This window comes from Pseudomonas sp. SK3(2021) (assembly GCF_016772375.1).
GTDB lineage: Bacteria > Pseudomonadota > Gammaproteobacteria > Pseudomonadales > Pseudomonadaceae > Aquipseudomonas > Aquipseudomonas chlororaphis_I.
This window is the reverse complement of record NZ_CP061943.1, coordinates 4,071,491-4,098,410: the sequence shown is the minus strand read 5'-3', so window position 1 is coordinate 4,098,410 and position 26,920 is coordinate 4,071,491. Positions and strand designations below refer to the sequence as shown.

24 protein-coding genes, 1 tRNA gene and 2 pseudogenes are annotated in these 26,920 nt (G+C 61.7%); 11 read left to right on the top strand and 16 right to left on the bottom strand.

The window, feature by feature from the left end; all coding sequences use genetic code 11:
• Window positions 1-170 precede the first annotated feature (170 nt).
• The 6 genes from IF690_RS17950 to IF690_RS17925 form a co-directional block, all read right to left on the bottom strand.
• Window positions 171-1,745: an ABC transporter ATP-binding protein gene (locus tag IF690_RS17950; protein ID WP_202696756.1), complete on the bottom strand. Its 1,575-nt coding sequence runs from the start codon at window positions 1,743-1,745 to the stop codon at window positions 171-173.
• A gap of 17 nt (window positions 1,746-1,762) precedes the next feature.
• On the bottom strand, window positions 1,763-2,785 hold the full coding sequence (locus tag IF690_RS17945) for an ABC transporter permease (protein ID WP_202696755.1): 1,023 nt from the start codon (window positions 2,783-2,785) through the stop codon (window positions 1,763-1,765).
• Entirely contained in the window at window positions 2,785-3,846 is a 1,062-nt protein-coding gene (locus IF690_RS17940; RefSeq protein ID WP_202696754.1) for a microcin C ABC transporter permease YejB, read from the bottom strand. Before IF690_RS17940 ends, IF690_RS17945 begins: the two co-directional genes overlap by 1 nt.
• Complete coding sequence (locus IF690_RS17935; RefSeq protein WP_202696753.1) at window positions 3,846-5,714, bottom strand: extracellular solute-binding protein; 1,869 nt, start codon at window positions 5,712-5,714, stop codon at window positions 3,846-3,848. The genes IF690_RS17940 and IF690_RS17935 overlap by 1 nt, the downstream gene beginning before the upstream one ends.
• A gap of 135 nt (window positions 5,715-5,849) precedes the next feature.
• On the bottom strand, window positions 5,850-6,131 hold the full coding sequence (locus IF690_RS17930; protein ID WP_007924449.1) for a peptidylprolyl isomerase: 282 nt from the start codon (window positions 6,129-6,131) through the stop codon (window positions 5,850-5,852).
• A 338-nt stretch (window positions 6,132-6,469) separates the two neighbouring features.
• Complete coding sequence (locus IF690_RS17925; protein WP_202696752.1) at window positions 6,470-7,561, bottom strand: 3-deoxy-7-phosphoheptulonate synthase; 1,092 nt, start codon at window positions 7,559-7,561, stop codon at window positions 6,470-6,472.
• Between the two features lie 641 nt (window positions 7,562-8,202).
• On the opposite strand from IF690_RS17925, the gene IF690_RS17920 reads away from it, so the two are divergent.
• Window positions 8,203-8,961: a carbon-nitrogen hydrolase family protein gene (locus IF690_RS17920; protein WP_202696751.1), complete on the top strand. Its 759-nt coding sequence runs from the start codon at window positions 8,203-8,205 to the stop codon at window positions 8,959-8,961.
• Complete coding sequence (locus IF690_RS17915) at window positions 8,958-9,404, top strand: GNAT family N-acetyltransferase (RefSeq protein WP_202696750.1); 447 nt, start codon at window positions 8,958-8,960, stop codon at window positions 9,402-9,404. Before IF690_RS17920 ends, IF690_RS17915 begins: the two co-directional genes overlap by 4 nt.
• 53 nt (window positions 9,405-9,457) lie before the next feature.
• On the opposite strand, the gene IF690_RS17910 is transcribed toward IF690_RS17915, so the two are convergent.
• A complete protein-coding gene (locus IF690_RS17910) occupies window positions 9,458-9,688 on the bottom strand; it encodes a DNA-binding protein (protein WP_202696749.1) in 231 nt (76 codons plus the stop codon).
• 81 nt (window positions 9,689-9,769) lie between these two features.
• On the opposite strand from IF690_RS17910, the gene IF690_RS17905 reads away from it, so the two are divergent.
• From IF690_RS17905 to IF690_RS17880, 6 genes and pseudogenes are all read left to right on the top strand, one after another.
• Window positions 9,770-10,135 carry a helix-turn-helix domain-containing protein gene (locus IF690_RS17905; protein WP_202696748.1) on the top strand — a complete coding sequence of 122 codons (366 nt, stop codon included), beginning with the start codon at window positions 9,770-9,772 and terminating at the stop codon, window positions 10,133-10,135.
• 145 nt (window positions 10,136-10,280) lie between these two features.
• Window positions 10,281-10,922: a response regulator transcription factor GacA gene (gene gacA, locus IF690_RS17900; RefSeq protein ID WP_202696747.1), complete on the top strand. Its 642-nt coding sequence runs from the start codon at window positions 10,281-10,283 to the stop codon at window positions 10,920-10,922.
• Between the two features lie 2 nt (window positions 10,923-10,924).
• Window positions 10,925-12,748, top strand: coding sequence for an excinuclease ABC subunit UvrC (gene uvrC, locus IF690_RS17895; protein WP_202696746.1), 1,824 nt, complete (start codon window positions 10,925-10,927; stop codon window positions 12,746-12,748).
• A 32-nt stretch (window positions 12,749-12,780) separates the two neighbouring features.
• On the top strand, window positions 12,781-13,341 hold the full coding sequence (pgsA, locus tag IF690_RS17890; RefSeq protein ID WP_009049612.1) for a CDP-diacylglycerol--glycerol-3-phosphate 3-phosphatidyltransferase: 561 nt from the start codon (window positions 12,781-12,783) through the stop codon (window positions 13,339-13,341).
• A gap of 63 nt (window positions 13,342-13,404) precedes the next feature.
• A tRNA-Gly gene (locus IF690_RS17885) sits at window positions 13,405-13,480 on the top strand.
• Between the two features lie 86 nt (window positions 13,481-13,566).
• A pseudogene (locus tag IF690_RS17880) lies at window positions 13,567-13,773 on the top strand (Arm DNA-binding domain-containing protein); the annotation flags it as partial.
• Between the two features lie 215 nt (window positions 13,774-13,988).
• On the opposite strand, the gene IF690_RS17875 reads toward IF690_RS17880, so the two are convergent.
• Complete coding sequence (locus IF690_RS17875; protein WP_202696745.1) at window positions 13,989-14,555, bottom strand: phosphoribosyltransferase family protein; 567 nt, start codon at window positions 14,553-14,555, stop codon at window positions 13,989-13,991.
• 861 nt (window positions 14,556-15,416) lie between these two features.
• Here IF690_RS17875 and dctP point away from each other — a divergent pair.
• From dctP to dctM, 3 genes are read left to right on the top strand one after another with little or no spacing between them, the layout of a single operon-like run.
• The gene (dctP, locus tag IF690_RS17870) at window positions 15,417-16,412 is read left to right on the top strand and encodes a C4-dicarboxylate TRAP substrate-binding protein DctP (protein WP_202696744.1); all 996 of its coding nucleotides are present in this window, start codon (window positions 15,417-15,419) and stop codon (window positions 16,410-16,412) included.
• A gap of 58 nt (window positions 16,413-16,470) precedes the next feature.
• Entirely contained in the window at window positions 16,471-17,103 is a 633-nt protein-coding gene (locus IF690_RS17865; protein WP_202696743.1) for a TRAP transporter small permease, read from the top strand.
• Entirely contained in the window at window positions 17,100-18,383 is a 1,284-nt protein-coding gene (gene dctM / locus IF690_RS17860; RefSeq protein ID WP_202696742.1) for a C4-dicarboxylate TRAP transporter large permease protein DctM, read from the top strand. Before IF690_RS17865 ends, dctM begins: the two co-directional genes overlap by 4 nt.
• A 470-nt stretch (window positions 18,384-18,853) precedes the next feature.
• On the opposite strand, the gene IF690_RS17855 is transcribed toward dctM, so the two are convergent.
• The 8 genes and pseudogenes from IF690_RS17855 to IF690_RS17820 all read right to left on the bottom strand — a co-directional run bounded on the left by IF690_RS17855 (window position 18,854) and on the right by IF690_RS17820 (window position 26,896).
• Window positions 18,854-20,308, bottom strand: coding sequence for a TrkH family potassium uptake protein (locus tag IF690_RS17855; RefSeq protein ID WP_202696741.1), 1,455 nt, complete (start codon window positions 20,306-20,308; stop codon window positions 18,854-18,856).
• A 220-nt stretch (window positions 20,309-20,528) separates the two neighbouring features.
• A pseudogene (locus IF690_RS17850) lies at window positions 20,529-20,753 on the bottom strand (Na+/H+ antiporter NhaA); the annotation flags it as partial.
• A gap of 174 nt (window positions 20,754-20,927) precedes the next feature.
• On the bottom strand, window positions 20,928-22,187 hold the full coding sequence (locus IF690_RS17845) for a TIGR02270 family protein (protein WP_202696740.1): 1,260 nt from the start codon (window positions 22,185-22,187) through the stop codon (window positions 20,928-20,930).
• A gap of 61 nt (window positions 22,188-22,248) precedes the next feature.
• Complete coding sequence (locus IF690_RS17840; protein WP_202696739.1) at window positions 22,249-23,163, bottom strand: hypothetical protein; 915 nt, start codon at window positions 23,161-23,163, stop codon at window positions 22,249-22,251.
• Window positions 23,164-23,277: 114 nt separating this feature from the next.
• Window positions 23,278-24,285 carry a PAAR-like domain-containing protein gene (locus IF690_RS17835; protein ID WP_202701536.1) on the bottom strand — a complete coding sequence of 336 codons (1,008 nt, stop codon included), beginning with the start codon at window positions 24,283-24,285 and terminating at the stop codon, window positions 23,278-23,280.
• On the bottom strand, window positions 24,285-25,325 hold the full coding sequence (locus tag IF690_RS17830; RefSeq protein WP_202701534.1) for a hypothetical protein: 1,041 nt from the start codon (window positions 25,323-25,325) through the stop codon (window positions 24,285-24,287). The genes IF690_RS17835 and IF690_RS17830 overlap by 1 nt, the downstream gene beginning before the upstream one ends.
• Window positions 25,322-26,434 carry a DUF2169 family type VI secretion system accessory protein gene (locus tag IF690_RS17825; RefSeq protein ID WP_202696738.1) on the bottom strand — a complete coding sequence of 371 codons (1,113 nt, stop codon included), beginning with the start codon at window positions 26,432-26,434 and terminating at the stop codon, window positions 25,322-25,324. Before IF690_RS17825 ends, IF690_RS17830 begins: the two co-directional genes overlap by 4 nt.
• Window positions 26,435-26,449: 15 nt before the next feature.
• The gene (locus IF690_RS17820) at window positions 26,450-26,896 is read right to left on the bottom strand and encodes a DUF6484 domain-containing protein (RefSeq protein WP_202696737.1); all 447 of its coding nucleotides are present in this window, start codon (window positions 26,894-26,896) and stop codon (window positions 26,450-26,452) included.
• Window positions 26,897-26,920 lie beyond the last annotated feature (24 nt).

Here is a 26,920-nt window from a genome sequence, read left to right as displayed (position 1 = left end):
CTGGAAGACCCTGCGGGTCTTTTCGCAGCCTGCGGCAGCGGCTACAGGGGTGTGCTTCTGTAGGAGCAGGGGGGATGCCCAGTCCTTGCCCGCGATAGGCTTGACGCGGTGGGCCTGCACTACCGCAGCGTCTTCATCGCGGGCAAGCCTCGCTACAGGGGAATGCCGGGTCAGGCCGGGTGAGCGGCGGCCAGCAGTTCCCGGGTGTAGGGATGCTGCGGCGCTTCGAACACGGCGTGGCTGGGGCCGCGTTCGACCACCTTGCCGTCCTTGATCACGATCATGTCGTGGGCCAGGGCACGGACCACCGCCAGGTCGTGGCTGATGAACAGGTAGGTCAGGCCATGCCGCTCCTGGAGCTGGCGCAGCAGCGCCACCACCTGCTTCTGCACCGTGCGGTCGAGGGCCGAGGTCGGCTCGTCCAGCAGGATTAGCGCCGGCTTGAGCACCAGGGCGCGGGCGATGGCGATGCGCTGGCGCTGGCCGCCGGAGAATTCGTGGGGGTAGCGATGGCGGCTGGCCGGGTCCAGGCCGACTTCTTCCAGCGCCTGGATCACCTGCTGCTCGCGCTGCTGGGCGGTGGACGGGCTGTGCACTTCCAGCCCTTCGCTGATGATCTGTTGCACCGACATCCGTGGGCTGAGGCTGCCGAAGGGGTCCTGGAACACCACCTGCATCTGCTTGCGCCACGGCCGCAGCTGCTTCTGGTTGAGGCCGTCGAGGGCCTCGCCCTGGAAGCGGATGCTGCCTTCGGACTCCAGCAGCCGCAGGATCGCCTGGCCGAGGGTCGACTTGCCGGAGCCGGACTCACCGACGATGCCCAGGGTCTTGCCCTGTTGCAGGCTCAGGCTGATGCCGTCCACCGCCCGCAGGTACTGCTTGCGCCGGAACAGCCCGCCGCCGATCTGGAACTGCACATTCAGGTCGTCCACCTGCAGCACCACTTCGCGCTCGTCCCGGGGCAGGGCTTCGCCTTCCGGCTCGGCGTTGAGCAGCACGCAGCTGTAGGGGTGCCTGGGTGCGGTGAACAGGGTTTCGCACGGCGCCTGCTCGACGATCTGCCCGGCCTTCATCACACACACGCGCTGGGCGATGCTGCGCACCAGGTTGAGGTCGTGGCTGATCAGCAGCAGCGACATGCCCAGGCGCCGTTGCAGGGATTTGAGCAGCAGCAGGATCTTGCGCTGCACCGTCACGTCGAGGGCGGTGGTCGGTTCGTCGGCGATCAGCAGCTCCGGTTCGCAGGCCAGGGCCATGGCGATCATCACCCGCTGGCGCTGGCCGCCGGAGAGCTGGTGCGGGTAGGCCTTCAGGCGCTCCTCGGGTTTCTGGATGCCCACCAGGCGCAGCAGTTCGAGGATCCGCGCCTGGGCCGCCTTGCCGCCCAGGCCCTTGTGCAGCAGCAGGGTTTCGCCGATCTGCTTTTCGATGCTGTGCAGCGGGTTCAGCGAGGTCATCGGCTCCTGGAAGATCATGGCGATGCGGTCGCCGCGCAGTTTCTGCAAGGTCCGCGTATCGGCGCCGAGCAGCTCCTGGCCGCGGTAGCGAATGCTGCCGCTGCTGTGGGTGTCGCAGTCGGGCAGCAGTTGCAGGATCGAATGGGCGGTCACCGACTTGCCCGACCCCGACTCGCCGACCAGGGCCAGGCACTCGCCGGGGCGGATATCCAGGCACAGGTCGCGCACCACCTTCTGGTCGCCGAAGGCGACGTTGAGGTTGCGGATTTCGATCAGGTTGTCAGTCATTTCAGGGGCCGCTTCATTCAAGAACGTGGATCGAAGGCATCGCGCAACGCCTCGCCGATAAACACCAGCAGCGAGAGAATCAGCGCCAGGGTGAAAAATGCCGTCAGGCCCAGCCAGGGCGCTTGCAGGTTCTGCTTGCCCTGGCCGATCAACTCGCCCAGGGACGCGCTGCCGGCCGGCATGCCGAAGCCGAGGAAGTCCAGGGCGGTGAGGGTGGAAATCGCCCCGGTGAGAATGAACGGCAGGTAGCTCAGGGTGGCATTCATCGCATTGGGCAGGATGTGCCGCACGATCACCTTGCGGTCGTTGAGGCCCAGGGCGCGAGCGGCCTTGACGTATTCCAGGTTGCGCCCACGCAGGAACTCGGCGCGCACCACGTCCACCAGGGCCAGCCAGGAGAACAGCGCCATGATCCCCAGCAGCCACCAGAAGTTCGGCTCGACGAAGCCGGAGAGGATGATCAGCAGGTAGAGCACCGGCAGCCCCGACCAGACCTCCAGCAGGCGCTGGCCCAGCAGGTCGACCCAGCCGCCGTAATAGCCTTGCAGGGCGCCGGCGGCGATGCCGATCAAGGCGCTGATAAAGGTCAGGGCCAGGGCAAACAGGATCGACACCCGGGCGCCGTAGATCACCCGGGCCAGCACGTCGCGGGCCTGGTCGTCGGTGCCCAGCCAGTTGACCGCGCTCGGCGGGCTCGGCGCCGGGCCGCTGAGGTCGTAGTTGGGCGTGTCTTCGCTGAACGGGATCGGCGGGAACAGCAGCCAGCCGCCGTCCTGGCGGATCAGCTTTTGTACGTAGTCGCTGCGGTAGTCGGCCTGGAACGGCAGCTGGCCGCCGAACGCCTGCTCGGTGTAGCGCTTGAACACCGGGAAATACAGCGAACCCTGGTAGCTGACCACCAAGGGTTTGTCGTTGGCGATCAGTTCGCCGCCAAGGGTGAGGAGGAACAGGCCGACGAACAGCCACAGCGACCACCAGCCACGGCGGTTTTTCTTGAAGCGCTCGAAGCGCCGGCGCGCCAGCGGGGAGAGCTTGAGCATCAGGCGTTCCTCGCGGCGAAGTCGATACGCGGGTCGACCAGGGTGTAGCAGAGGTCGCCGATGAGTTTTATCAGCAGGCCGAACAGGGTGAAGATGAACAGCGAGCCGAACACCACCGGATAGTCCCGCGACACCGCGGCCTCGTAGCTCATGCGCCCGAGGCCGTCGAGGGAGAAGATCACCTCGATCAACAGGGAGCCGGCGAAGAACACGCTGATAAACGCCTGGGGAATGCCCGAGACCACCAGCAGCATGGCGTTGCGAAACACATGGCCGTAGAGCACCCGGCGTTCGCTCAGGCCCTTGGCCCGGGCGGTGACCACGTACTGGCGGGTGATCTCGTTGAGGAACGAGTTCTTGGTGAGGATGGTCAGGGTGGCGAAGCCGCCGATCACCAGGGAGGTCACCGGCAGCACCAGGTGCCAGAAATAGTCGGCGATCTTGCCGAGGGTACTCAGTTGCTCGAAGTTCTCCGAGACCAGCCCGCGCACCGGGAACCAGTTCAGCGAGGTGCCGCCGGCGAACATCACGATCAGGAACATGGCGAACAGGAAGGCCGGCATGGCGTAGCCAATGATGATCGCGGTGCTGCTCCAGATATCGAAATGGCTGCCGTGGTGCACCGCCTTGCGGATCCCCAGGGGAATCGACACCAGGTAGGTGATCAGCGTCGCCCAGAGCCCTAGGGAGAGGGTCACCGGCATTTTCTGCAGGATCAGCTCGGTGACCGTGGCGCCGCGGAAGAAGCTCTTGCCGAAGTCCAGCTGCGCGTAGCTCTTGAGCATCAGCCACAGGCGCTCGTGGGCCGGTTTGTCGAAACCGTACTGTTTCTCGATGTCCTTGATCAGCTGCGGGTCGAGGCCACGGCTGGCTCGCGAGTTGCCGCCGACGCCGTCGCTCGAACCGCCGAGGTTGCCGCTACCGCCTATGCCTTGCAGGCGGGCGATGGCCTGTTCCACCGGGCCGCCGGGGGCCGCCTGGACGATGGCGAAGTTGACCAGCAGGATGATCAGCAGGGTCGGGATGATCAGCAGCAGGCGCCGCAGGGTATACGCCAGCATCAGTGCGGCCCTCCAGGCCTGCCGCGCTGGATGCGCTCGGCCGCCATTTGCTCGTTGGTCAGGGGCGTGCGGCTCATTTCCCACCAGCTTTCGATGGCTTCGTCATTGCTGGCGGGAATGGCCGGCATGCCGAAGCGGTTCCACCACACGGTGGAGGTGCCCGGCGGGTAGTAGTTGGGGATCCAGTAGTAATTCCATTGCAGCACCCGGTCCAGGGCATGGGCGTAGCGCAGCATCTGCGGCTGGCTGGTGGCCTTGACCAGGCCACTGATCAGGCTGTCCACCGCCGGGTTCTTCAGTACCATCAGGTTGCTGGAGCCGGGGTCGTTGGCCGCCGCCGAACCGAAGTAGTTGTACAGTTCCAGCCCCGGCGAGGTGGTCACCGGGTAGCCGGTGACGATCATGTCGTAGTCGCGGGCCATCAGCCGGTTGACGTACTGCGAGGCGTCGATGCGGCGGATCTCCAGGGTGATGCCGATCTGCGCCAGGTTGCGCTTGTACGGCAGCAGCAGGCGCTCGATGCCGTTCTGGCTGTTGAGGAAGGTGAAGCGCAGCGGCTCGCCGTCGGCGTTGACCAGCGTGTCGCCGTCGGGTTTCCAGCCGGCCGCTTCGAGCAGGGCCAGCGCTTGCAGTTGCTTGTCGCGGATCAGGCCGCTGCCATCGGTTTTCGGCGCCTCGAAGACCTGGCTGAAGACTTCGTCGGGAACCTGCCCGCGCAGCGGTTCGAGGATTTTCAGCTCTTCGGCGTCCGGTAGCGCCCGCGCGGCCAGGGCGCTGTTGGAGAAGAAGCTCTGCTGGCGGATGTACAGGTCGCGCATCATCTGCCGGTTGCTCCACTCGAAGTCCCAGAGCATGGCCAGGGCCTGGCGCACCCGGCGGTCCTGGAACATCGGTTTTTGCAGGTTGAACACAAAACCCTGGGCCGGTTGCGGCGCTTCCTTGGCCAGGTGGGCCTTTTGCAGGCGGCCGTCGTCCAGGGCCGGGCTGTCGTAGCCGATGGAGAAACCGGTGGCGGAGAACTCGCGGTTGTAGTCGTAGGCGCCGCCGCGCAACACCTGGCGGGCGACGTCGGTGTCGCCGAAGTACTCGATGCTGAAACGGTCGAAGTTGTACAGGCCGCGGCTGACCGGCAGGTCCTTGCCCCACCAGTCGGCATCGCGGGTGAAGGTGATGCTGTTGCCGTTATCGACCTTGCTCACCTTGTACGGGCCGCTGCCCAGGGGCGCTTCGTAACCCCCGCCACCGGCGAAGTCGCGACTCTTCCACCAGTGCTCGGGGAGCACCGGCAGGGTCGCGATATCCAGGGGCAGGGTGCGGTTTTCATTGCTCTTGAAGTCGAAACGGATCACCCGCGGCGACTCGACCTCGACGTCCTTGACGTCGGCGAACTGGGTGCGATAACGCAGGCTGCCCTGGGTCATCAGCAGGTTGTAGGTGTAGCGCACGTCTTCGGCGGTGATCGGTTTGCCATCGGCGAAGCGCGCCTTGGGGTTGAGGTAGAAGCGCAGCCACAGGCCATCGTCGGCACGCTCCATTTTTTCTGCCACCAGGCCGTAGACGGTGTAGGGCTCGTCCAGCGAGCGCTGGGCCAGGGGCGAGTAGATGTAGCCGTCGAGTTGCGAGACGCCGATGCCTTTGTCGATGTAGGGCAACACATGGTCGAAGCGGCCGATCTCGATGGCCGAGCGGCGCATGCTCCCGCCCTTGGGTGCTCGTGGGTTGGTGTAGGCGAAGTGGCTGAAGCCGGCGGGGTACTTGGCCGGTTCGCCATAGACGGTCAAGGCATGTTGCGGTGCGGCATCGGCACTCGCGGTCCCCAGCAGCAGGGCCAGGGCGGTGAAGATCATGGAGGGGAAAAGCAGGCGCATTGTCAGCCTTAAGAGCCGGGTGATCGATGACCACGATTTGTACGCTACCGGCGCGCTGCTGACCAGCGCGGGCCGTAACCCAAACACAACGGCCCACCAAAGGGCGGGCCGTCGTTCACGCAAAGCGCGGCAGGATCAGTCCTGGCGGCTGGTCACTTCCAGCAGGTGATAACCGAACTGGGTCTTCACCGGGCCTTGCACGACGTTGACCGGCGCGCTGAACACCACGGTGTCGAATTCCTTGACCATCTGGCCCGGGCCGAACGAGCCGAGGTTGCCGCCGTCACGGCTGGATGGGCAGGTGGAGTTCTTCTTGGCGACTTCGGCGAAGTCGGCGCCGGCTTCGATCTCGGCTTTCAGTTCGTTGCACTTGGCTTCGCTGGCAACGAGGATATGACGGGCGGTGGCTTTGGCCATGGGAATTGCTCCTTTCAAGAAAGTGGTGAGCCTACCGGATTGTGTAGCCTATTTCTCGTCAAAGTTCCGTCAAGGCATTGCCGCAAAGGATGGCCGGCAGCTCCACCTGTAGCCGCTGCCGAGCCCTGGCGAGGCTGCGATCGACCGCCCGGCGGTCGCCTGGCCGGACGAGCGCGCAGCCCAGGCATGTCGCATCGTCAGGTTTACGGGGCTGTGCCCCGATCGCAGCCTGCGGCAGCGGCTACAGGCCCAGCTCTTGCCCACGATAGAGGCGATGCGAAAGGTCAGGTACACCGCGTCATCGTTCATCGCGGGCAAGCCTCGCTACAGTCCCAGGATCAGGCGGAAGCCGGAATGTCTTGCCGGGCGTTACGCAACTGCCGGGCGGCCTTGCGCAGCAGTTGCTCGGTGGCGTCCCAGCCCAGGCAACCGTCGGTCACCGAAACCCCGTAGCGCAGGGTCGGGCTCAGGGGCTGGCAACCCTCGAACAGGTGGCTTTCCAGCATCACCCCGACCAGGGCCGAGTCGCCCTGCAGGCGCTGCTCCAAGACCTCGTCGAACACCGCTGGCTGGCGCAACGGGTCCTTGCCGCTGTTGGCATGGCTGCAATCGACCATGATCCGCGCCGGGATCTTCAGCTTCTGCAGGTCGTGCTGCACCTGGGCCACGCTCTGGCGATCGTAGTTCGGGCCGCGATGGCCGCCGCGCAGCACCAGGTGAGTGTCCGGGTTGCCCGGGGTCTGGATCACCGCCGGATGGCCCTGGCTGTCGACACCGAAGTGGCGGTGCGGGTGCGCCGCCGAACGCATGGCGTCGCAGGCGATGCCGACGCCGCCGTCGGTGCCGTTCTTGAAGCCCACGGGCATGCCCAGGCCGCTGGCCATTTCCCGGTGGATCTGCGATTCGGTGGTGCGCGCGCCAATGGCGACCCAGCTCAGCAGGTCGTCGAAGTAGCCGGCGGCCATGGGTTGCAGCAATTCGGTGGCGATCGGCAGGCCCAGGCGGAGCATTTCGCGCATCAGTTCACGGGACAGGGTCAGGCCGCCGGCCATGTCGTCGCTGCCGTCCAGGCGCGGGTCGTAGGCCAGGCCTTTCCAGCCGACGGTGGTGCGCGGTTTTTCGACGTAGGCGCGCATCACCAGCAGCAGCTCGTCGCTGACCTCGGCGGCCAGGCTGGCCAGGTTGCTGGCGTATTCCAGGGCGGACTGGGGATCGTGGATCGAGCAGGGGCCGACGACGACCAGCACACGGGCGTCTTCACCGTTGAGGATGGCGCGCACCGCCTGGCGATGGGCGGCGACTTGCTGGCTGAGGGCCGGGCTGAGCGGCAGTTGCTGCTTGAGCTCCAACGCGCTGGGCAGGCGCTGGGTCAGGGTTTCGTTGGCGCAGTTGCGGGTAGACAGCGGTAGAGCGGAGACGGACGAATTCATATTCAAGGCTTCCTGGGCAGGCGGCGGGTGGTGTCCCGCGCGCGGCCCTACTGGGGTGTTCGACAATTGGCCGGATTGGCTGTGCAGGTGTGTTTGCCACCAGTAGGTGACCGATCGGAGGCGGCAGGCTGTCCCGAACGGAGGCTGCTAAATCGCCAGGCGCAGCAGGTGTCGTAACGGTAATAAGTGGCGTAGTTCATGGTTTGAATCCTCAGTAAGTTCGGTGTGTCGCTGAAAGTCGTGGTTGAAAATCGTTGGCCCGGAAAAACAAAACCCCCGGTCGGGAGGCCGACCGGGGGTGAGATTTTCTCTGGTAGGCGACCCGTTCAAGTGGGCGCCGTTTGGGTATCAGGCGCGCCAGTGGCTAAACCAATACCCAAAATAAAAGCTCGCTGGAGCGCAGGCGTTTTTCACCCAGGCAGCCGCACCGACGCGCGAGGCGCTGGCAGTATGGCGATGCAGGGAAAGGGTGAGGGGCGACATGCTGTTTCTCCGTGAAGTGGGCCGAGCTTACTAGAGGCCGGGGGCGCGGTTCAATCAGAAATTCCTATTAGCTTGCCAGTCAGTGCCTATGAGTTAAGCGCCTTGAGGTTTTATGACACACTCGCCACGCCCTTATTTGTGCTTGTTCAGGACCCATCATGACCCCGCTGACCCTTGCCGCCGCCCAATCGATGTCCATCGCTGGCGACCTGCCGGGCAATATCGCCCGGCACCAGGCTTTTATCCGCATCGCCGCGGAGCAGGGCGTGCAACTGCTGGTGTTTCCGGAGCTGTCCCTGACCGGTTACGAACCGACGCTGGCGGCCGAGCGGGCGCTATTGCCGCAAAGCCCGCTGTTGCAGCCGTTGCGCGACCTGGCCCGGGAGCTGCGGGTGACGGCGGTGGTGGGCATGCCCATCCGCCTGTCGGCCGGGGGCCCGCTGTTGATCGGCGCCCTGGTACTGGCCGCCGACGGTTCGCTGGCGGTGTACAGCAAGCAGCATCTGCATGCTGGTGAGGAGCAGGTATTTAGCCCCGGCACGGGTGGCGCGAACCTCACTTTCGCCGAGGATCAAGTCGCACTGGCGGTGTGCGCCGATTTCTCCCAGGCCAGCCACGCGCGTGCGGCGGCGCGGTCCGGTGCCAGCATCTATGCCGCCGGCGTGCTGATCAGCGAAAAAGGCTACGCCGCAGACAGTGCCTTGTTGCAGGGCTATGCCGCGGAGCACGCCATGCTGGTGCTGATGGCCAACCACGGTGGGCCGACCGGAGGCTGGGTGTCGGCGGGGCGCAGCGCGATCTGGGGCCCGGATGGCGGGCTGATCGTGGCCGCGGCCGGCACGGGCGATGAGTTGCTGATCGCCCGGCGCATCGCCGGTCGCTGGAGTGGCCAGCAACTGAGGGTAGAAACGCCTTGAGCGGTTTCCATCTGCGCCCGGCCAGCACCCTGGAGGATCTGGTTTTCGCCCGCGACCTGACCCGCAGCAGCATGCTGGGGTATTACATCCGTCACGACCTGTTGTGGCTGGACGAAGCCTTCGATGTGGCCTGGGCCGGGCGGGAGAACCTGCTGATCTGCCAGGGTGCCAGGGTGCTGGGGTTCGTCAGCCTCAGTCGCGATTCCAGGGCTTTGTATATTCGCGAGTTGCATCTGCTCGAGGCGTTTCGCCGGCAAGGCGCAGGGGCCTGGGCTATCGAGCAGGTGCTGGCGATGGCGCGCGACGAACGGCGTGGGCTGTTGCGGCTGACGGTGTTCAAGGACAACCCGGCGCAGGCGCTCTATGGGCGCATGGGGCTGAAGGTGGTCGGGGAAGATGAGTGTTTTCTGCGGATGGAGCGAAGCAGCGCCACGGATGCGTAGCGGCTGGTTGCTGTACGGGGCGGTGGTCGTCCCGAGCGGTGGGCAGTCGAGGCTCAGGCAGGTTCCTGGCCAGGACCCTCGGGCTCGGCAAGGATGATGCCGTCTTTCATACCCAGCAATACGGCCACCTTGTGCGCCTCTCCGCGTCGTCCTTTCTTGCGACCGGCCAGTACCTGGTAGGTGGTGGCTGGGTCGACCCCGTGTTCACGGGCGAACTGTTGAACCGATTTACCTTGTTGATCAAGCCAGGCCTTGGCTTGTGCGGCAGTGCGGATACCGGGCATAGTTCAAAACCGTTCAAATTTGTTCAATGCTTGAAGGGTGTAACACCCCTAGGGGTGCATAAAAAAGGATCATACATCCAAATGAGTGGAATCGGTTCGCGGTTAAGACAGGAAAGGGAACGCCTGGGGTTGTCGCAGAAAAAGTTTGGTGAAGTTGGCGGCGTGGAAGCCAATGCCCAAGGCAGATATGAAAGTGGAGACCGTGTACCCAAGGCGGATTACTTGTCCCGGGTGGCGGCAAAAGGGGTCGATGTCCTTTATATAGTGACCGGCAGGCGGACCCCGACCAGGGTCGATAATCTCAGCCAGAGCGAAGAGAAAATCCTCGTCAGTTATCGGGCTTTGTACAAGGAAGATCAGGACGCGATCCGGCACCTGACCCATACCCTTGCCGAGCTTTCGGTTTCCAACCTCATGAAAAGAAAGGCGGACGCCCGAGAGCCTTAGGGCAGGGCGTTCGCAGCGCATTAACCAACCACCGGATACCCCTGGTGAACAGGTGCTTTTTATATGGTGCTTGTCATTAGGTCAGCACGCTGCTTTTTTGCTAAGGTGTTCGGCAACCTATAAGACCAAATCGCGAGGTGTCTGCTTGATTAGGGTGCTAGTAGTCGATGACCATGATCTCGTTCGTACAGGTATTACACGAATGCTGGCTGACATCGATGGCCTGCAAGTGGTCGGCCAGGCCGAGTCAGGGGAGGAATCCCTGATCAAGGCCCGGGAATTGAAACCCGATGTGGTCCTCATGGACGTCAAGATGCCCGGGATCGGCGGTCTTGAAGCCACGCGCAAATTGTTGCGCAGTCACCCGGATATCAAAGTCGTGGCCGTCACTGTGTGTGAAGAAGATCCGTTCCCGACCCGCTTGCTGCAGGCCGGTGCGGCGGGGTACCTGACCAAGGGCGCGGGCCTCAATGAAATGGTGCAGGCCATCCGCCTGGTGTTTGCCGGCCAGCGTTACATCAGCCCGCAGATTGCCCAGCAACTGGTGTTCAAGTCATTCCAGCCGTCCAGTGAATCGCCGTTCGACGCCTTGTCGGAGCGCGAGATCCAGATTGCGCTGATGATTGTCGGCTGCCAGAAAGTGCAGATCATCTCCGACAAGCTGTGCCTGTCACCGAAAACCGTGAATACCTACCGTTACCGTATCCTCGAGAAGCTCTCGATCAGCAGTGATGTCGAATTGACGTTGCTGGCGGTTCGCCACGGCATGGTCGATGCCAGCGCCTGACAATGACCGACCCGTTTGATCCCAGTGCTTTTCTTTCCACCTGCAGTGGCCGTCCTGGCGTGTATCGCATGTTCGACAGCGATGCACGCCTGCTCTACGTCGGTAAAGCCAAGAACCTGAAGAACCGCCTGGCCAGCTACTTTCGCAAGACCGGCCTGGCGCCGAAGACCGCCGCCCTGGTGGGGCGTATCGCGCAGATCGAAACCACCATCACCGCCAACGAAACCGAGGCCCTGCTGCTCGAGCAGACGCTGATCAAGGAATGGCGGCCGCCGTACAACATCCTGTTGCGCGACGATAAGTCCTATCCCTATGTGTTTCTCTCGGACGGCGAGTTTCCGCGTTTCAGCATCCATCGCGGGGCGAAAAAACAGAAGGGCAAGTACTTCGGTCCGTACCCCAGCGCCGGGGCCATCCGCGAGAGCCTGAGCCTGCTGCAAAAGACCTTCATGGTCCGCCAGTGCGAGGACAGCTACTACAAGAACCGCACCCGGCCGTGCCTGCAATATCAGATCAAGCGCTGCAAGGCACCGTGCGTCGGCCTGGTAGAGGCGCAGGTGTACGCCGAAGATGTGCGCCACTCGGTGATGTTCCTCGAGGGTCGCAGCAATGCCCTGACCGATGAGTTGTCGGCTGGCATGGAACAGGCGGCCAGTACCCTGGACTTCGAGAAAGCCGCCGAGCTGCGCGACCAGATTTCCCTGCTGCGGCGGGTGCAGGACCAGCAGAGCATGGAAGGCGGCAGTGGCGATGTCGACGTGGTGGCGGCCTTCGTCAACCCGGGCGGCGCCTGCGTGCACCTGATCAGCGTGCGTGGCGGCCGGGTGCTGGGCAGCAAGAATTTCTTTCCCCAGGTGGGTATCGAGGAGGACGTGGCCGAGGTCATGTCGGCGTTCCTCGGCCAGTACTTTCTCAGCAGCCCGGAGCGCGACCTGCCGAGCGAGCTGATCGTCAACGTGGTCCATGAAGACTTCCCGACCCTGATCACCGCGATCCAGGCCTTGCGCGGCCGTGAGCTGAGCATCAGCCACCGGGTGCGTGGCACGCGGGCGCGCTGGCAGCAACTGGCGGTGACCAACGCCGAACAGGCCCTGAGCGCACGCCTGGCCAACCGCCAGCATGTGGCGGCACGTTTCGAGGCCCTGGCCGAAGTGCTGAACCTGGACGAGCCGCCACAACGCCTGGAGTGCTATGACATCAGCCACTCCAGCGGCGAGGCAACCGTTGCGTCCTGCGTGGTGTTCGGCCCGGAAGGGCCGCTGAAGTCCGATTACCGGCGCTACAACATCGAGGGCGTCACCGCCGGCGACGACTATGCGGCGATGCACCAGGCCCTGACCCGGCGCTTCAGTAAACTCAAGGACGGCGAGGGCAAGCTGCCGGACATCCTGCTGGTGGATGGCGGCAAGGGCCAATTGTCCATGGCCCGCGACGTGCTCAACGAATTGGCGGTGCCCGACCTGATCCTGCTGGGGGTGGCCAAGGGCGCGACGCGCAAGGCCGGTTTCGAAACCCTCTACCTCAACGATGCCGCCCATGAGTTCACCCTCAAGGGCGATTCACCGGCGCTGCACCTGATCCAGCAGATCCGCGACGAAGCCCACCGTTTCGCGATCACCGGCCACCGCGCACGCCGCGGCAAGACCCGCCGCACCTCGACCCTCGAAGGCGTGGCCGGCGTCGGCCCCAAGCGCCGCCGCGAGCTGCTGAAACATTTTGGTGGATTGCAGGAGCTGTCTCGTGCAAGCATCGACGAGATCGCCAAAGCACCGGGGATCAGTAAAAAGCTCGCTGAGTTGATTTATGCAAACCTGCACAGCGAGTAGAATGCCCTTTCACCTCGTAGCCAGTTGTGCCGATGAATATCCCTAATCTGATCACCGTTCTACGCGTTCTGCTCATTCCGATCTTCATTTTGCTGTTTTACCTGCCTTACAACTGGAGCTACATGGCCGCCAGTTCCGTCTTCGCGTTCGCCGCGGCCACCGACTGGCTCGATGGCTACCTGGCGCGGCGTCTGGAGCAAAGTACGCCGTTCGGGGCCTTCCTCGATCCGGTGGCCGACAAGTTGATGGTGGCGGTGGCCCTGGTGTTGCTGGTGCAAGAGCACGGCAACCTGTGGCTGACCCTGCCGGCGGCGGTGATCATCGGACGTGAAATCGTCGTTTCCGCCCTCCGCGAGTGGATGGCCGAACTGGGTGCCCGTGCGCAAGTGGCGGTGTCCAACATGGGCAAATGGAAAACCGCCGCGCAGATGCTGGCGTTGGTGATCCTGCTGGCCAACCCGCCGGCCTTCACCTTCTGGGTGCTGCTCGGTTATGCCCTGTTGCTGATCGCGGGAGGGCTGACCCTGTGGTCCATGCTGCAGTACCTGCGCGCTGCCTGGCCGCATCTGAAGACCGATGTGGAAAAGAAATAAAACTTTTTTGAATCAAGGGGTTGACGCAGTTTCGAATTTCTATAGAATGCACACCACCAAGACGCGGGAATAGCTCAGTTGGTAGAGCACGACCTTGCCAAGGTCGGGGTCGCGAGTTCGAGTCTCGTTTCCCGCTCCAAACATAGCACTGCAGAGTTCCGCTGAATTCTGTAGGTGATTGAAATCAGGACCTTCGGGTCCTTTTTTCGTTCCGGCGGAAACCACCGTTACTACTGGACAGGCAAGCAGAAGCGTATGTCCTTGGGGCGTTACCCGCAAATCAGCCTCAAAGAAGCACGTACCCGACGTGATGAGGCGCGCGCCTTGGTTGCCCAAGTCATTAATCCCTATGAACACCATAAACAGCAGCGCCGTGCTGTTCGTTTTGCGATAGAGCATGCCTTCGAGGCTGTGTTCGATCAGTGGGTGGAGTTGTAGTGGTCTGATGAAATCTATGGTCACCCATTTAGGTGCAAGGCATAGGACTCGCTGCCTTGCAGGGCAAAAAGAAGCGGGGCAGGGTGAGCAGGCCTCCTTGGAGGCCGTTGGTAAATGCGCTTCATCGTCGTGGCAGGTGATGCTGATCTCTTGCCGCTTTGCCGATCTGGAACTCCAGTGACAAGGCTACTCCTTGATCGGTGACACCGTCAGCGGGCGGCGCCATGCCGCACCACCTCTATGCAAAACTCCTGTTCGAAGGGCGGCACGTTACATTCGACGATGTCAGTGGTAGCGACTTGCAGATGCACGCCGACAATGTCGGCGCGGATCGGTTGCTGGCAGGCATGCCGGTCGACCAATACGGCGGTGTAGACCCGACGAGCCCCCAGTTGCGCCAGATACGCGCAAGTACGCAGCAGCGAATAGCCTTCGAACAGCACGTCATCGACCACCAGCAAGGGGGTATTGGCGAGGTCCAGCTTGCTCAGCGCCGGGTTCTCCGTCAGTTGCGTGTAGGTATGCACCACTTGCAGGTCGTCGGCGTAGCGCTTGATCTGAAGAGGGTAGAGAGGGAGTTCCTGCTGACCGGTCTGGTGCGCAATGTACTGGCGCAACCGCTGAGCCAAAGGCTCACCCCGACGCTGGATGCCAATCAGTGCGGCGTGCGCCGGTGGCAGCAAGGTAGTGGCCTTGCGCGCCATCGTTTGCAGCACGTCATCGAGTTCATTGCTGTCATACAGGCGCAACCGCTGACTTGCCAGTAGGATCGTCATCGTCTTCTCCTGTCTGTGAACCACGGTTATATATTGCCGAGAATGGAGGCAGGTACGGGCCCCGAGATCCTTGTACGGCCGGCAGATCCTGGCGTCCTGAGCCATGTACCCTTTCGCGTGCCTTTTGGGTGAATGTAGGCCGTTTGGCACTGGCGCGATTGATATTGATCAATCTCGATCAAATCAAAGGTCGGCCTTCTCAACAAACATAAATCCCCGGGCGAATGTCTTGCTGCGCAGGTGTTAGATGTAAATCAACGCCGTCGGCCCTCGATAAATTGCGCCGAAGGGCAGCGCAGTGTCCTCACCGATGTAGTCGGCATCGTCGAAGCCGAGCTTGCGCTGTACAAGATCGTCCCAGCTCAGTGCCCTGCGGTTGGTTTTCTGCGGATCCAGCCTGAATTTTGGCTGTTTTTTCTCGGCGTCCCCGTTATCGCTGGAGGGGCCATTGCCAGCGTCGCCGGATCGGACTTCAAATATGCCTCATCGTCGGAGGCATTGGTCGGGTTAAAGCGATGCGCCCGTCAATGTCACAGATCGAGGAAGTATCCATCACCGATTGTGTAAAGCGTGCAATGGATATTGTCGCCAGTATCTGTCGTACCTTGGCTCTCGTCCCTCAAGGTCAATTCCATCAGAACAGTTTCTTGGGCGAGCCGGTTTTGGTGCAGGTGTCCAAGGACATCGACTATTCAGTGGGCATTGTTTCGCAAGGAATCGAAACTCGACCAGTGAGCGTTCGGCGTGTAAATCCCACCCGGCCATTTTATGCCTAGACTACCTTTTGTTCGCCGTGCCTATGTATTCCTGAGCATGGAGCCGGGACTGCAGGAAAAACAAAAACAAGAGGAGTACCCCCTAATGTTCAAGTCTATGTGGAACGCATTCGCCTGTGCTCTTGCTCTGAGCACCATGAGCCCGGTAATGGCTGCGGATCCGGTGGTCATCAAATTCTCCCATGTGGTTGCAGAGCAGACTCCCAAAGGCCAAGGCGCCCTGTTGTTCAAGAAACTGGTGGAAGAGCGTCTGCCCGGCAAGGTCAAGGTCGAGGTCTACCCCAACTCCTCATTGTTTGGCGATGGCAAGGAGATGGAAGCCCTGTTGCTCGGGGACGTACAGATGATTGCACCGTCGCTGGCCAAGTTCGAGCAGTACACCAAGACCGTCCAGTTGTTCGACCTGCCGTTCCTGTTTGATGACATCGCCGCCGTCGATCGCTTCCAGTTGAGTCCACAGGGCCAGGGCCTGCTCAAGTCCATGGAAAGCAAGAACATCACCGGCCTGGCCTATTGGCACAATGGAATGAAGCAGCTCTCCGCGAATAAGCCGCTGCGGGTTCCTGGCGACGCCCGTGGCCTGAAGTTCCGGGTGCAAGCCTCTGCGGTGCTTGAGGAGCAGTTCAAGGCCGTGCGTGCCAACCCACGCAAGATGAGCTTCGCCGAGGTGTATCAGGGATTGCAGACCGGTGTGGTCAACGGTGCGGAAAACCCCTACTCGAACATCTACAGCCAGAAGATGCATGAGGTGCAGAAATACATCACCGAATCCAATCACGGTGTACTTGATTACATGCTGATCACCAACACCAGGTTCTGGAACGGTTTGTCGCCGGAGATTCGCAGCGAGCTGGAAAAGATCCTCGTCGAAGTCACCGTCCAGGTGAACAAAGAAGCCGAGCAACTGAACCAGAACGCCAAGCAGAGCATTGTGGCGGCCAAGACCAGCGAGATCATCATCCTGACACCTGAGCAGCGGGAACAATGGCGAGTCGCGATGAAGCCGGTCTGGAAAAAATTCGAAGGCGATATCGGCCCCGAGCTGATCGACGCCGCGCAAGCAGCCAACCAGGCTCAATGACCGATCGGCAGGTGCTGTCACACACCTGCCTGTCATCACGCGACAGGAGCGGCTATCCATGAATGTCCTTCGGCGCATCTGGGAACACTTCGAGGAGGGCTTCATCGCCTTCCTTCTGGCGGCCATGACGTTGATCACCTTCGTCTACGTCATCCTCAACAATCTCTATACCCTGTTCTACCGCCTTGCCGAGAGCTGGCAAGGCGCCAGCGAAGCGCTGTTCGCCATGGGCGATCGGGTCATGACGATGGCTCAGGGCATGACCTGGAGTACCTCGCTAACCAAGGCCCTGTTTGGCTGGCTGATCTTCTTCGGATTGTCCTACGGTGTGCGCACAGCCGGCCATATCGGCGTTGATGCGCTGGTACGGCTTGCCAGCAGATCCGTCCAGAAACGCATTGGCATCATGGCCTGCCTTTGCTGCCTGGCCTATGCCGGACTGCTCAGTGTTGCCAGTTTCGAATGGATCCGGACCCTGATGATCGCCGGTATAGGTGCCGAGGACCTGGGCCACTTCGGCATCATGCAATGGCATGTAGGGCTGATTGTCCCTTTGGGCTTCGCGCTGGTATTTATCCGCTTCGCTGAAATTCTCGTGCGCATTCTGCAAAACCGCCAGACCGGCCTGGGCCTGGCCGATGAAGCCACTGATGCGATGAAACTGACCGAGCACGAGGATGACAAGTCATGACGATTGCCTTCCTGTTTGTGACCCTGTTCGTGCTGATGTTCATCGGCATTCCCATTGCGATTTCCCTGGGGTTGGCGGGCTCGCTGACCATCGTTTTTTTCAGCCAGGACTCCGTGCGCTCTCTGGCAATCAAGCTGTTCGAGACGTCCGAGCACTACACATTGCTGGCGATTCCGTTCTTCTTGCTCGCTGGCGCCTTTATGACGACGGGTGGCGTCGCGCGTCGCTTGATCGATTTCGCTAACGCCTGTGTCGGGCATATTCGTGGTGGCTTGGCCATTGCAGCGGTGCTGGCCTGCATGCTGTTCGCCGCTCTATCCGGCTCCAGCCCGGCGACAGTGGCGGCGGTGGGTTCCATTGCCATCGCCGGCATGGTCCGCTCCGGTTATCCGCAAGCCTTTGGCGCAGGAATCGTGTGTAACGCAGGAACCTTGGGCATCCTGATTCCGCCCTCGATCGTGATGGTGGTCTATGCCGCAGCAACCGAAACCTCCGTCGGCAAGTTGTTTATGGCTGGAGTGGTACCGGGTTTGTTGCTGGGGGGAGTGCTGATGATCGCAATCTACATCGTCGCCCTGAAGAGAAAACTGCCCGCCATGCCGCGCGCGACGTTCCGTGAATGGCTTGGCACGGCACGTAAGGCGATCTGGGGCCTGCTGCTGATGCTCATCATTCTTGGCGGCATCTACTCGGGAATGTTCACCCCGACCGAAGCGGCGGCGGTGGCGGCGGTGTATTCGGCTTTCATTGCCCTGTTCGTGTACAAAGACCTGACGTTGCGCGAAACACCCAAAGTACTGCTGGAGTCTGCCAAGTTGAGCATCATGCTGATGTTCATCATTGCCAACGCCATGCTCTTCGCCCACGTTCTGACCACCGAGCAGTTGCCTCAGCAAATCACCGCCTGGGTCATCGAAGCCGGGCTGACACCCGTGATGTTTCTGCTCGTGATGAACATTGTGCTCCTGGTTGCGGGCGCCTTCATGGAGCCCTCGGCCATCATCCTGATCCTGGCACCGATACTGTTCCCCATCGCCATGAAGTTGGGTATCGACCCGATTCATCTTGGCATCATCATGGTGGTGAACCTGGAGATCGGCCTGATCACGCCACCGGTGGGGCTGAACCTGTTCGTCACCTCCGCGGTGACAGGCATGACCCTGCCTGCAACCATAAGAGCCGCCATGCCGTGGCTAATGCTATTGCTGCTGTTCTTGATCCTGATTACTTACGTGCCCTGGATATCCTTGGTCCTACCGAACTGGCTGGGCATGAGTTGATGCCACCGCGACGTCAACCCTTGGATTAGCCAGGCTGGCTTGCCAGGGCATTTGCCGATGACAGGCGACAAAAAGCCCGCACATGGCGTAATGCCGATCAGTTTAGCGATTGACTCCACTGTAGGAGTAGCCGGTCGACGCTCGATTGCTCGCGAAAAACGTCAACGATAACGCGTACTGCCTGGTTTAACGCGTTGTGCTGGAGTTCTTCGCGAGCAAGCTCGCTCCTACAGGGATCTTCTTCTTAACTGATCGGTATTACGCACATGGCGGGCTTTTGCCGAGGGGGAACCAAGCCCTTTGGTCGCTGATCGTTGTGCCCGGCCAATCTTGAAGTATCAAGGTGAAACTAGCCTGATGGCTGCATTGGTCAGTCAAGCCAAGCGAGGCATTCCGTACATTTTCAGGTGGACTAAAAGGTGTTGGCCTGGGGGGAGTGAAGAGCCAGCCAGCACTCTCCATCTGCCTGATTAATATTTCCAGAATACCGGAGTTACAAGTACCAGCACGGTCAGGATTTCCAACCGCCCCAGAAGCATTCCAACGGTCAATAACCATTTCGCCGTATCAGGTAATGAGGTGAAGTTGCCCGCAGGACCAATGATTGTGCCAAGCCCAGGCCCAACGTTGCAGACCGCTGTCGCGGCACCACTCAAAGCAGTTGTCCAGTCCAATCCGTTAAGCGCCAACCCCAAAGCGATGACGGCAATGGTGATAGTGAAGAAAAATGAGAAGGTCAAAAGCGAACGCACGATTTCCTCGTCGATCGGATGCCCGTTGTACTTTTTCTGGATCACGGCTCGAGGATGGATCAGTTGCTTCAAGCTACTCACGAGCAGGGCGGCAGCAACCTGAAAACGGAAGACTTTAAGGCCTCCGGCAGTCGAGCCCGAACAGCCACCGACGAATGTCAGGTAGAAAAAGAACAGGACGGCGAAGCTACCCCACAGCGTGTAATCGCCAACCGCAATCCCAGTGGTTGTGACGACCGAGGTCACGTTAACGGCTACGATGCGAAACGCGTCCCACCAACCGTAGTCGCTGTGAAGGCATAGCCATGTCCCCACCGACAACCAGGTGACGATCAAGAACCCAATAAATCCGCGGACCTGGTGATCCTTGATCAACGCACGCCGGTGGCCACGCAATGTCGCGACATACAAGGTGAAAGGCAGACTTCCGAGGATCATGACGACCACCGCTATCCAGTGAATTGCTGGCTGCGGCCAATGCCCGAGTGACGCGTCAGAAGTTGAAAACCCTCCCGTCGAGATCAGCGACATCGCATGGTTCACCGCTTCGAAAGGCGTCATCCCGGCCAACCAGAGCGCTAGCGTCGCAGCCCCCGTGAGCCCCAGGTAAAGCCAGAGGATGTACTTGGCGGCAACATGAGAGCGCGGTGTCACCTTCTCCGACCAGTCTGAGGACTCTGTCTGGAAAAGCCGCATGCCACCCACCCGCAACAGTGGAAGGATCGCCACGGCCATGCCGATGAAGCCGATACCCCCCAGCCAGTGAAGCATCGAGCGCCAGATCAGTAGCCCTGGCGACGCGCTGTCCAGCCCAGTCAGGACAGTCGAGCCAGTGGTCGTGATGCCGGACATGGTTTCGAAGAAGGCGTCGGTGTAGCTGATGTGGCTGATGAACACCATGGGCAACGCCGCGAAGGCACATACCACGATCCAACTGCTGGTCGTCAGCAGGTACATATCCCTCGGACGCAGCTGGGCGATATCCGGGCGCCCGCGCGCGATCAACAACAGACCACAAACGAGGGTGATCAGGCTCGACCAGAGAAACGCCGACAGATCGTCACTGCGCTCATGGACCACGAGCGTAATCAGGGGGATCACCATGCTTGTGGCCAGCGTGATCAGAAAAATACCAAGGATAAAAGCGATAAGCCGTATTGCTGCGAGGGACATACACAGTCGCCTGTCAAAAAATACCGCGCAGTATCAAGTGCGCGAATGCCACTCCCCGTAAATTTTGCGTAAAAATTTCCAGGGGTATTAGTCAGCCACGGATTACCTGCCGTGCATTACAAAACAAGAAAATATTACGGCCTGCATCAGCCTTGGCCTTCTGTGATCCGACTAGAAAATGCCCGTATTACTGCTATTTCTCAACCTTGAGAAATACGGTGATCACCTGAGGAAGACCAGGGAATGCCAGGTTGCCAATGAACAGGCTCATGGTAAAGCCGATACCACAGAGGAGCGCGACCCCGTAGAGCTGCAGCCAGTTGCTCCCTTCCGGCAACCTGGCCAGCCCCGTGCGAATGGCTAGCGCAGCCAATAGGAAGCCCCCTGCCTGCTTACCCGGCAAAAGACCCAGCGCTACCCCTAGAGGGGCCGGATCGACCAGGTTTTCCATGGATGTACCGCAGCGGCCTCACAACCCTTGGGATGTGACCGCATCATTTTAGATTCACCTGGTAACGGTTCCTGGCAGGAGTCTTTCTGGGTTCCGTTGCCGCCAAGGTGATTAAGCTCTCCAGTATCCCAATCACCTTAGTCAAATACTGGATGCCGTACGTCCGCGTCACCCCCGGCCGAACGCCGCGGGTTCTCCCAACAATGCCTTTTGCCGCCAGGCGGGGGCGCTGGTGGGGAACAGCACTTCGGTCGGTCGCAAGCGAGCGATGCCGCAGGCCGCGACGATACGCTGGCGTTGCTGGCCCTGGACAAGCGCTTGCCGATAACTGCTTTCGCTCTGTCGCTGCCCCAGCACATAACCCACGCCTACCTGGAAATCGCCTGCATGGGCTTGCCACCAGGCTGTGACCAACGGCGGGTCGGGCCAGGGCAGGTTCTCATCGGGGTCCATGGCGACATTGGCATCTTCAGGGGCGTCGTTCGGGCCGGCATCGAAATCCGGCAGGTCCTGCAATTCCAGGTCGAGCAGCGCCAGGTCGGCGCCGGTCATCAGGCTGAAGGCTTCGCCAGCGACGCGGGCATGCGCCAGGTCGCTCATCTGCTGGATCAGCCAGGGCACGCTGACCGGATCGCCCAGTAGCCCAACCGCCTGGATGCCGAGGCGCCGCTGCGCGGGGTTCTGCATCAACTGGCGGATCCAGGCGATGCTGTGCTCGCGCTGTTGCCAGGCCAGCAATACGCAGAGCGCGCGGTACTGGAACTCGCCCGGTTGCTCGGCGAACTGGCGCAGCGGTTCCAAAGCTTCCTCGTCGCCCATCTGCGCGGTGGCCCAGTTGGCCCAGAAGCGTGGGGCTGCCTCCTGATGCTGGCGGTGGGCACGAATCGCCGGCATCAGGTCACGACGGCGCAGCTCGCCGGCAGTACGAGCGGCCCGCGCCAGCACGCCGGGGTCGGCATGGGACAGCCCGGCCAGCAGGGCGGGGCCAGGGTCGTGGCGATGCATGCCACAGGCGGCCAGGCCGAGTCGACGGAACAGGGGCTCGGGGGAGGCGAGCATACGCTCGATCCAGGGCGATACCCGCTCCCAGTCGAGCCAACCCAAGGCCGCGGCCATAAAGCGCTCGCTGCCTTCGCGGGTGCGCACATGTTCGGTCAAGGTGGCCATGGCGGCGATATTGCCGGTTTCGAATGCCGGCACCGTGGCGGCAAATACCTCGCCCTGTGCGTGGGGGCTCAGTTGCTGCAGCACGGCGTCCAGCCCGGGCAGGCCGGCGATGCGCAGACCATCCAGATGGGCTTCGATACGGTTGTCCAGGGTGGTCAAGTGTTTGAGGTCATAGTGGGGCGCTCGCACGGCGTAGTCGCGCAGGCCGGTGAGGAAGGAGGCTTCGTCGGCATGTTGATCTATAACCTGAGCGATAAACATATGATCGGTCAGCCTCTGAGGCTTGAGTAAGATGAGCAGAATTGGGTCGGTAGTCGAAGCATTAACTCATGACCGTTTGCCATCGATCATTCCGAATGAGCCCAACAGTGCGCTCGGCAAATGACCACACACCCCAGTCGCTGCTGCGCAGAACGGTGAATTGCAGCTTCTTGCTGTTCGGTATTTTCAGCGCGATGAGGTCTTCCCCCGATACCTTGTCAATCCCCGCAAGATGCGCCGCGTAAATAGAACCGGCGTGGGACGCTATACCCCAATAGTGTCGTTCATCATCGGCATGGTTGAGGACTTGCCACTGGTCGCCCGAGCCAATCAGAACCACGCCATCGCCACCTGAAATTGCATAGTTCTGGCCTGCAAGGAGGCAGATGCTCGTTAGGTCGGTATTAGTCGGAATATCCAGTGTTGCCCAGCGTTTGCCGTTGAAGTGTGCGGCATAGCCGTCGGATGTGACGGCAACGAAATCGTTTCTGCTGGTGCCGGCGATGTCTTCGATGGTGACGTAGTTACCCTCGACTCTGAGGGGCGGAAGCGTTTCGATTTTCTCATTGTTCAACCAGTAGACTTGCCCGACTGAGCCTGCGCAGATCACATCGCTGCCAACGATGCGTATCCGCCGTAACGGTCCTTTGTCGTATACCGGCAGGTTTGGAAACAGCGTTCGGGACGCGCCCAATTCATCCTTGGTGGCAGGGTGCTTCCAATTGAAACGGACAATGGTGCCGTTCTCCCCTAATACATAGGCGAGGCCATCGGCGCTCGCATCGATCGACAATATCGCTTCGCCGGCCAAGGAAAAGTCGAGCCAGAGGCCACCCTTCTTAACGCCCACTCGGTTCTTGGGGTCGTCATAGTCATCGCCAACGGTGCAAGCGAGGATGAAAACATCGGGTGTGGGGCTTACGCCTTCCTGGATAAAGGCATCTTGGATGAATTCAGAGTCTGAAATGTCATTCATGGGCGGCTTCCTTTATTAATAATCTGTCTCAAAGCTGCTGCGGTGGGGCGATCCTTTCTGCGCTTTCATCCTTGCCTCGCCTTGACGCGCGAGAGCCGAAACAGGTTCCGAGCATCAGGTTCGCATAGGCCGGCGTGGCTGTTTGGCTCGCGGCAGCGGGTCGTTGGGGCCTACGGTCAAACTCATCTTGGCGTGGCCTGTATCCAATTGTTTTTTCAGACACTTCTCATCACACCCTTCTGCTCCGCGTGGCACCTTCACTTTGCCTACCGCTGATTTGGCTCCCACAGCGCAGCCCACAGCCAAGGTGTAGGCTTTGTTTTGATTGGCAGGGTCGTTCAGCCAATTGTTTCGCTCGACGGTGTAGTTGCAGCCAACCTGGCCGTGTTCCGTGCGTTTTGAGTGGCTGGTTCCTTCCACGCACAGACAGGGCGCTTTGTTGGAAACGTAATTGGTTGCGGCATCCGGTGCGCCACGGCCTTCGTGAGCCACGAACTCTTTGGAGGGTAAGAGGTGATGCCCCGTCATTTGTTTTCCATCGGAACCGTTGCAACAGCGGTTCGGCTCCTTCGGCATGACCAAGCATTTGCGCGCCTTGCAGCATTTGGCGCTGTAGTCGGTGGCGCCCGTGCAGTCGCTTTTAATCTGTTTGGCCATTCCGCGGCAGGGGTGTCTGGCCTTATCCATGGCTATCGCGTCGGAGTAGGGCCAAGGCCCGGTGTTCGAGGTCGAGCCATGGTTATGGGTGGTCAGGTCGAGATTACGGACCACGTTTTCGCCCTCGAACTTCACATTCATCGACCAAGCGGTGAAGTACACTTTGCCCTTGATCTTGCTGGTGATCACCCCCTTCTTCGGCGCGCATCCGGCCTCGTCGCCGTAACTGGTCTTGAAGTAACTCTTGTCCTTGAGCATCACCTCTTTTCCGGTAATTTTTACTGTGCGCGTGCCATTGGTGGTGTCCTTGGCCATGCCTGTGTTGGGATAGGGAATGGGCACTCCCGTCGGAGTCGGCGGCGCCTGAGGCGGGGTAAAGCAGACATCGGGGAAACAGGCGATGGATTTCCCTGCCGCCGCCTTGCAGGAAACTTCCATATTGTTGGCATACACCTCGTTCGCCATCACGCAGCCCTCACAGTCTGATAACTGAGCAGCGCGGCCGCCCGTTGGCCGGCGTCGTTGCCGAGGTGGCAGAAGATATTCGGGCCTTCGCCATAGCCCTTGCGGCTGGCGGCCAGGGCCACGGCGAGCATCGCCGGGCCGATGGCGGCGCCGGTTTCGCCGATGCAGTCGGCGGGGTGCCAGAGGTGGAAGAACTCCTTGCGCACCCGCAGGGTGCGGCTCAGGGCCAGGGAGGCTTCCTTGAAGTAGTACTGCTCGCCGGAGATGTCGGTGAGCCGATAATCCATCTGCTCCAGCCCGCAGCCGGCTTCGCCCAGGGCCGCGCGCACGGCTTGGGTCAGGCCGTCGGCGCGCAGCGGAATGTCTTCGGCCTCCACCGTGGCCTTTTCCACGCCGAACCCCAGGCCGATGCACGCCAGCTGTGGCGTTGCGCTGGCGGTCGGGGCGTTGACCAGCACGGCGGCGGCGCCTTCGCCGGGGATAAAACCGTTGGAGTTCTGACTGGTGAGCAAGCGTTCGCGCTCTTCGAAGGCGGCCAGGGTCGGGCCGCTGAGGAAGGAGTCGACGCCGGCGATCAGCACGTGACGATGGCCTTGCTCATAAATCAGTTTGCGCGCATTGAGCAGGGCGACCGCGCCGCTGACCCGGCCACGGGGAATGACATTGGAGCTGCCATGAAAACGCACGCCCAGTTCATGCTCAATGTCGTGCAGCAGGCTGAGATCCAGGCCGTCGAGACGGCCGGGGCGGTCGGCCTCCGCCACCCCGAGCAGCAATGGGGTTTTCTCCGGGGCGACGCCCGGCGTGCCCTGCAGTGCCTCGGCGATGGCCCGCGCCGCCATCTTGATCAGCTTGCTGCGCCCACGCCAGGGTTGTTCCAGGGGGACGCTGGCAGCGATCAGCCATTCGCCGCCGCGGTCGATAAAGCGGGTCTCCTGGAAGTTGTCGATAGCGCAACGGATCGCCGCGCAGCTCGCGGGGGCGCTAAGGCCAACGGCGCTGACCATGCCGGAGCCGATGATGCAGAGTGCGGCCATCAGGGCGTCTCCTCGGGCGCGCGCTTGGCTTTCACCAGCGCCGACAGCGACGGGTAGTAATCCTTGCCCAGTTCGCGGGCGCGCCACCAGCCCGTGGACATCGTGCCGACCAGCACCTGGGCGATCTCGAACAGGTTGCGTCGTAGCGGACGGGAGACCCGCCAGGTCAGCTGCACCTGGAGCGCGTCAGTGTCGATCAGCAGCGTGTCGATCACCGCCTGCACAGTCTCATGGCCGCCTTTTTTCAGAAAGAAGGTCACCGGCACCTGCATGTCGGGAATGCGAAAGCCCGCGCGTTCCTGGGGCGTGAGGTTGAGCAGCAGCACATCCTCGCCACCGCGCAGGTAGTGGGTCTGCTGATCCTCAGGGGCTGCCTGAAAGTAGCGCTGGTCGAAATCCGCCGGCAGAAAGGGAAAGCAGTCGGCCAGCCAGGCCTCGTCGTAGGTGCCGGCGAAGCGGGCGCGTTGTGGCCAGCCGCGGCCGATGGGGCCGAGGGCCATGGGGCGGAAGTCGCCAGAGGGGCTGTCGATCGGTTTGCCCAACGCCTCGGTGCTCGGCATCGGCATGCCGACGATGTCGGCATTGTCGGCGCTGCGCGGGTACCAGCCGCAACCGATCGGATTGTCCAGGTAGCAGTGGCGCAATTCGGGGTTGTTGGTGATCGGATGGCTGCCGCCAAACGCCCGGGCATAGGAGATGTCCTGCTCGGTAAACGGCTGTGGCAAGCCGGGAGCAACGCCCAGAAGCCCCGCTTGCCATTGCCGTGGACCGAGGACGGAAAAAGCCTTGCTCATGCGCCCGACGCGAATGCCCGCGGTCAGCTGCGTCACGGGTCGCCCGCCTGGGGCGTAGGCCTTGCCGCGGACCAGGACATCGCAACATGGCTTGACCGGGGCGAAGTCCATTTCCTGCAGCGGGGCACTGAGGCCGGGCTCACCGAGGAAGGTGTCGGCCATCAGCAGCGGTTGCTGGGTGTCGGCGAGGGTGGCCGCGCGGCCGTCCAGGGGCAGGTTGAACGTGCCTTTGGCCACCACCACCAGGGATTCGCGGCCATCGGACCCCAGGCCCTGGGTATAGGCCGCACGCAGTTTGCTGGCGTTGAGCAGTTCCATAGGCCGGATACCTGTCTAGTTGATCTGCACCGAACCGCCCTTGATGCGGTTGACCCCGCTGGAGCGGCTGGACAGGTAGGCGCCCTGGATGATCACCTTGCCCGCGCGGGTCAGGGTGATGCTGGCCTTGCCGCAGCGCAGCACGATCTCGCGCTCGGCGCTCAGTTCCAGGCAATGCTCGTCCAGCCGCACGCTGGCGACTGGCTCGGGCGGGGCGTCCGCGCCGAGCAAGCGGCCGATCACCAAGGGGCAAGCCGGGTCGCCGCCTTCGAACATCAGCGCGACCTGGCCGCCGATATCCGCAGGCCCCAGCAGCGCGGTGCAGCGGGCAACGACGCCGCTGCCATCCGGGCACCCCGGGTAAACGACCCTGGGCGCACTGGCGTGCGGCAGCTCGAGCAGGGTGCCGATGACCACTGCGTCGATGCGGGCTTGCATGGGTAGCGGGTACTGGACCGTCATATACACACCTCCACTGTGCTGGCT

Bases quoted from the DNA above. Each gene is read 5' to 3' on its own strand.
- IF690_RS17950 (WP_202696756.1), bottom strand. From the start codon at position 1,745: ATGACTGACAACCTGATCGAAATCCGCAACCTCAACGTCGCCTTCGGC.
- IF690_RS17945 (WP_202696755.1), bottom strand. From the start codon at position 2,785: ATGCTCAAGCTCTCCCCGCTGGCGCGCCGGCGCTTCGAGCGCTTCAAG.
- IF690_RS17940 (WP_202696754.1), bottom strand. From the start codon at position 3,846: ATGCTGGCGTATACCCTGCGGCGCCTGCTGCTGATCATCCCGACCCTG.
- IF690_RS17935 (WP_202696753.1), bottom strand. From the start codon at position 5,714: ATGCGCCTGCTTTTCCCCTCCATGATCTTCACCGCCCTGGCCCTGCTG.
- IF690_RS17930 (WP_007924449.1), bottom strand. From the start codon at position 6,131: ATGGCCAAAGCCACCGCCCGTCATATCCTCGTTGCCAGCGAAGCCAAG.
- IF690_RS17925 (WP_202696752.1), bottom strand. From the start codon at position 7,561: ATGAATTCGTCCGTCTCCGCTCTACCGCTGTCTACCCGCAACTGCGCC.
- IF690_RS17920 (WP_202696751.1), top strand. From the start codon at position 8,203: ATGACCCCGCTGACCCTTGCCGCCGCCCAATCGATGTCCATCGCTGGC.
- IF690_RS17910 (WP_202696749.1), bottom strand. From the start codon at position 9,688: ATGCCCGGTATCCGCACTGCCGCACAAGCCAAGGCCTGGCTTGATCAA.
- IF690_RS17905 (WP_202696748.1), top strand. From the start codon at position 9,770: ATGAGTGGAATCGGTTCGCGGTTAAGACAGGAAAGGGAACGCCTGGGG.
- uvrC (WP_202696746.1), top strand. From the start codon at position 10,925: ATGACCGACCCGTTTGATCCCAGTGCTTTTCTTTCCACCTGCAGTGGC.
- pgsA (WP_009049612.1), top strand. From the start codon at position 12,781: ATGAATATCCCTAATCTGATCACCGTTCTACGCGTTCTGCTCATTCCG.
- IF690_RS17875 (WP_202696745.1), bottom strand. From the start codon at position 14,555: ATGACGATCCTACTGGCAAGTCAGCGGTTGCGCCTGTATGACAGCAAT.
- dctP (WP_202696744.1), top strand. From the start codon at position 15,417: ATGTTCAAGTCTATGTGGAACGCATTCGCCTGTGCTCTTGCTCTGAGC.
- IF690_RS17865 (WP_202696743.1), top strand. From the start codon at position 16,471: ATGAATGTCCTTCGGCGCATCTGGGAACACTTCGAGGAGGGCTTCATC.
- dctM (WP_202696742.1), top strand. From the start codon at position 17,100: ATGACGATTGCCTTCCTGTTTGTGACCCTGTTCGTGCTGATGTTCATC.
- IF690_RS17855 (WP_202696741.1), bottom strand. From the start codon at position 20,308: ATGTCCCTCGCAGCAATACGGCTTATCGCTTTTATCCTTGGTATTTTT.
- IF690_RS17845 (WP_202696740.1), bottom strand. From the start codon at position 22,187: ATGTTTATCGCTCAGGTTATAGATCAACATGCCGACGAAGCCTCCTTC.
- IF690_RS17840 (WP_202696739.1), bottom strand. From the start codon at position 23,163: ATGAATGACATTTCAGACTCTGAATTCATCCAAGATGCCTTTATCCAG.
- IF690_RS17835 (WP_202701536.1), bottom strand. From the start codon at position 24,285: ATGGCGAACGAGGTGTATGCCAACAATATGGAAGTTTCCTGCAAGGCG.
- IF690_RS17825 (WP_202696738.1), bottom strand. From the start codon at position 26,434: ATGGAACTGCTCAACGCCAGCAAACTGCGTGCGGCCTATACCCAGGGC.
- IF690_RS17820 (WP_202696737.1), bottom strand. From the start codon at position 26,896: ATGACGGTCCAGTACCCGCTACCCATGCAAGCCCGCATCGACGCAGTG.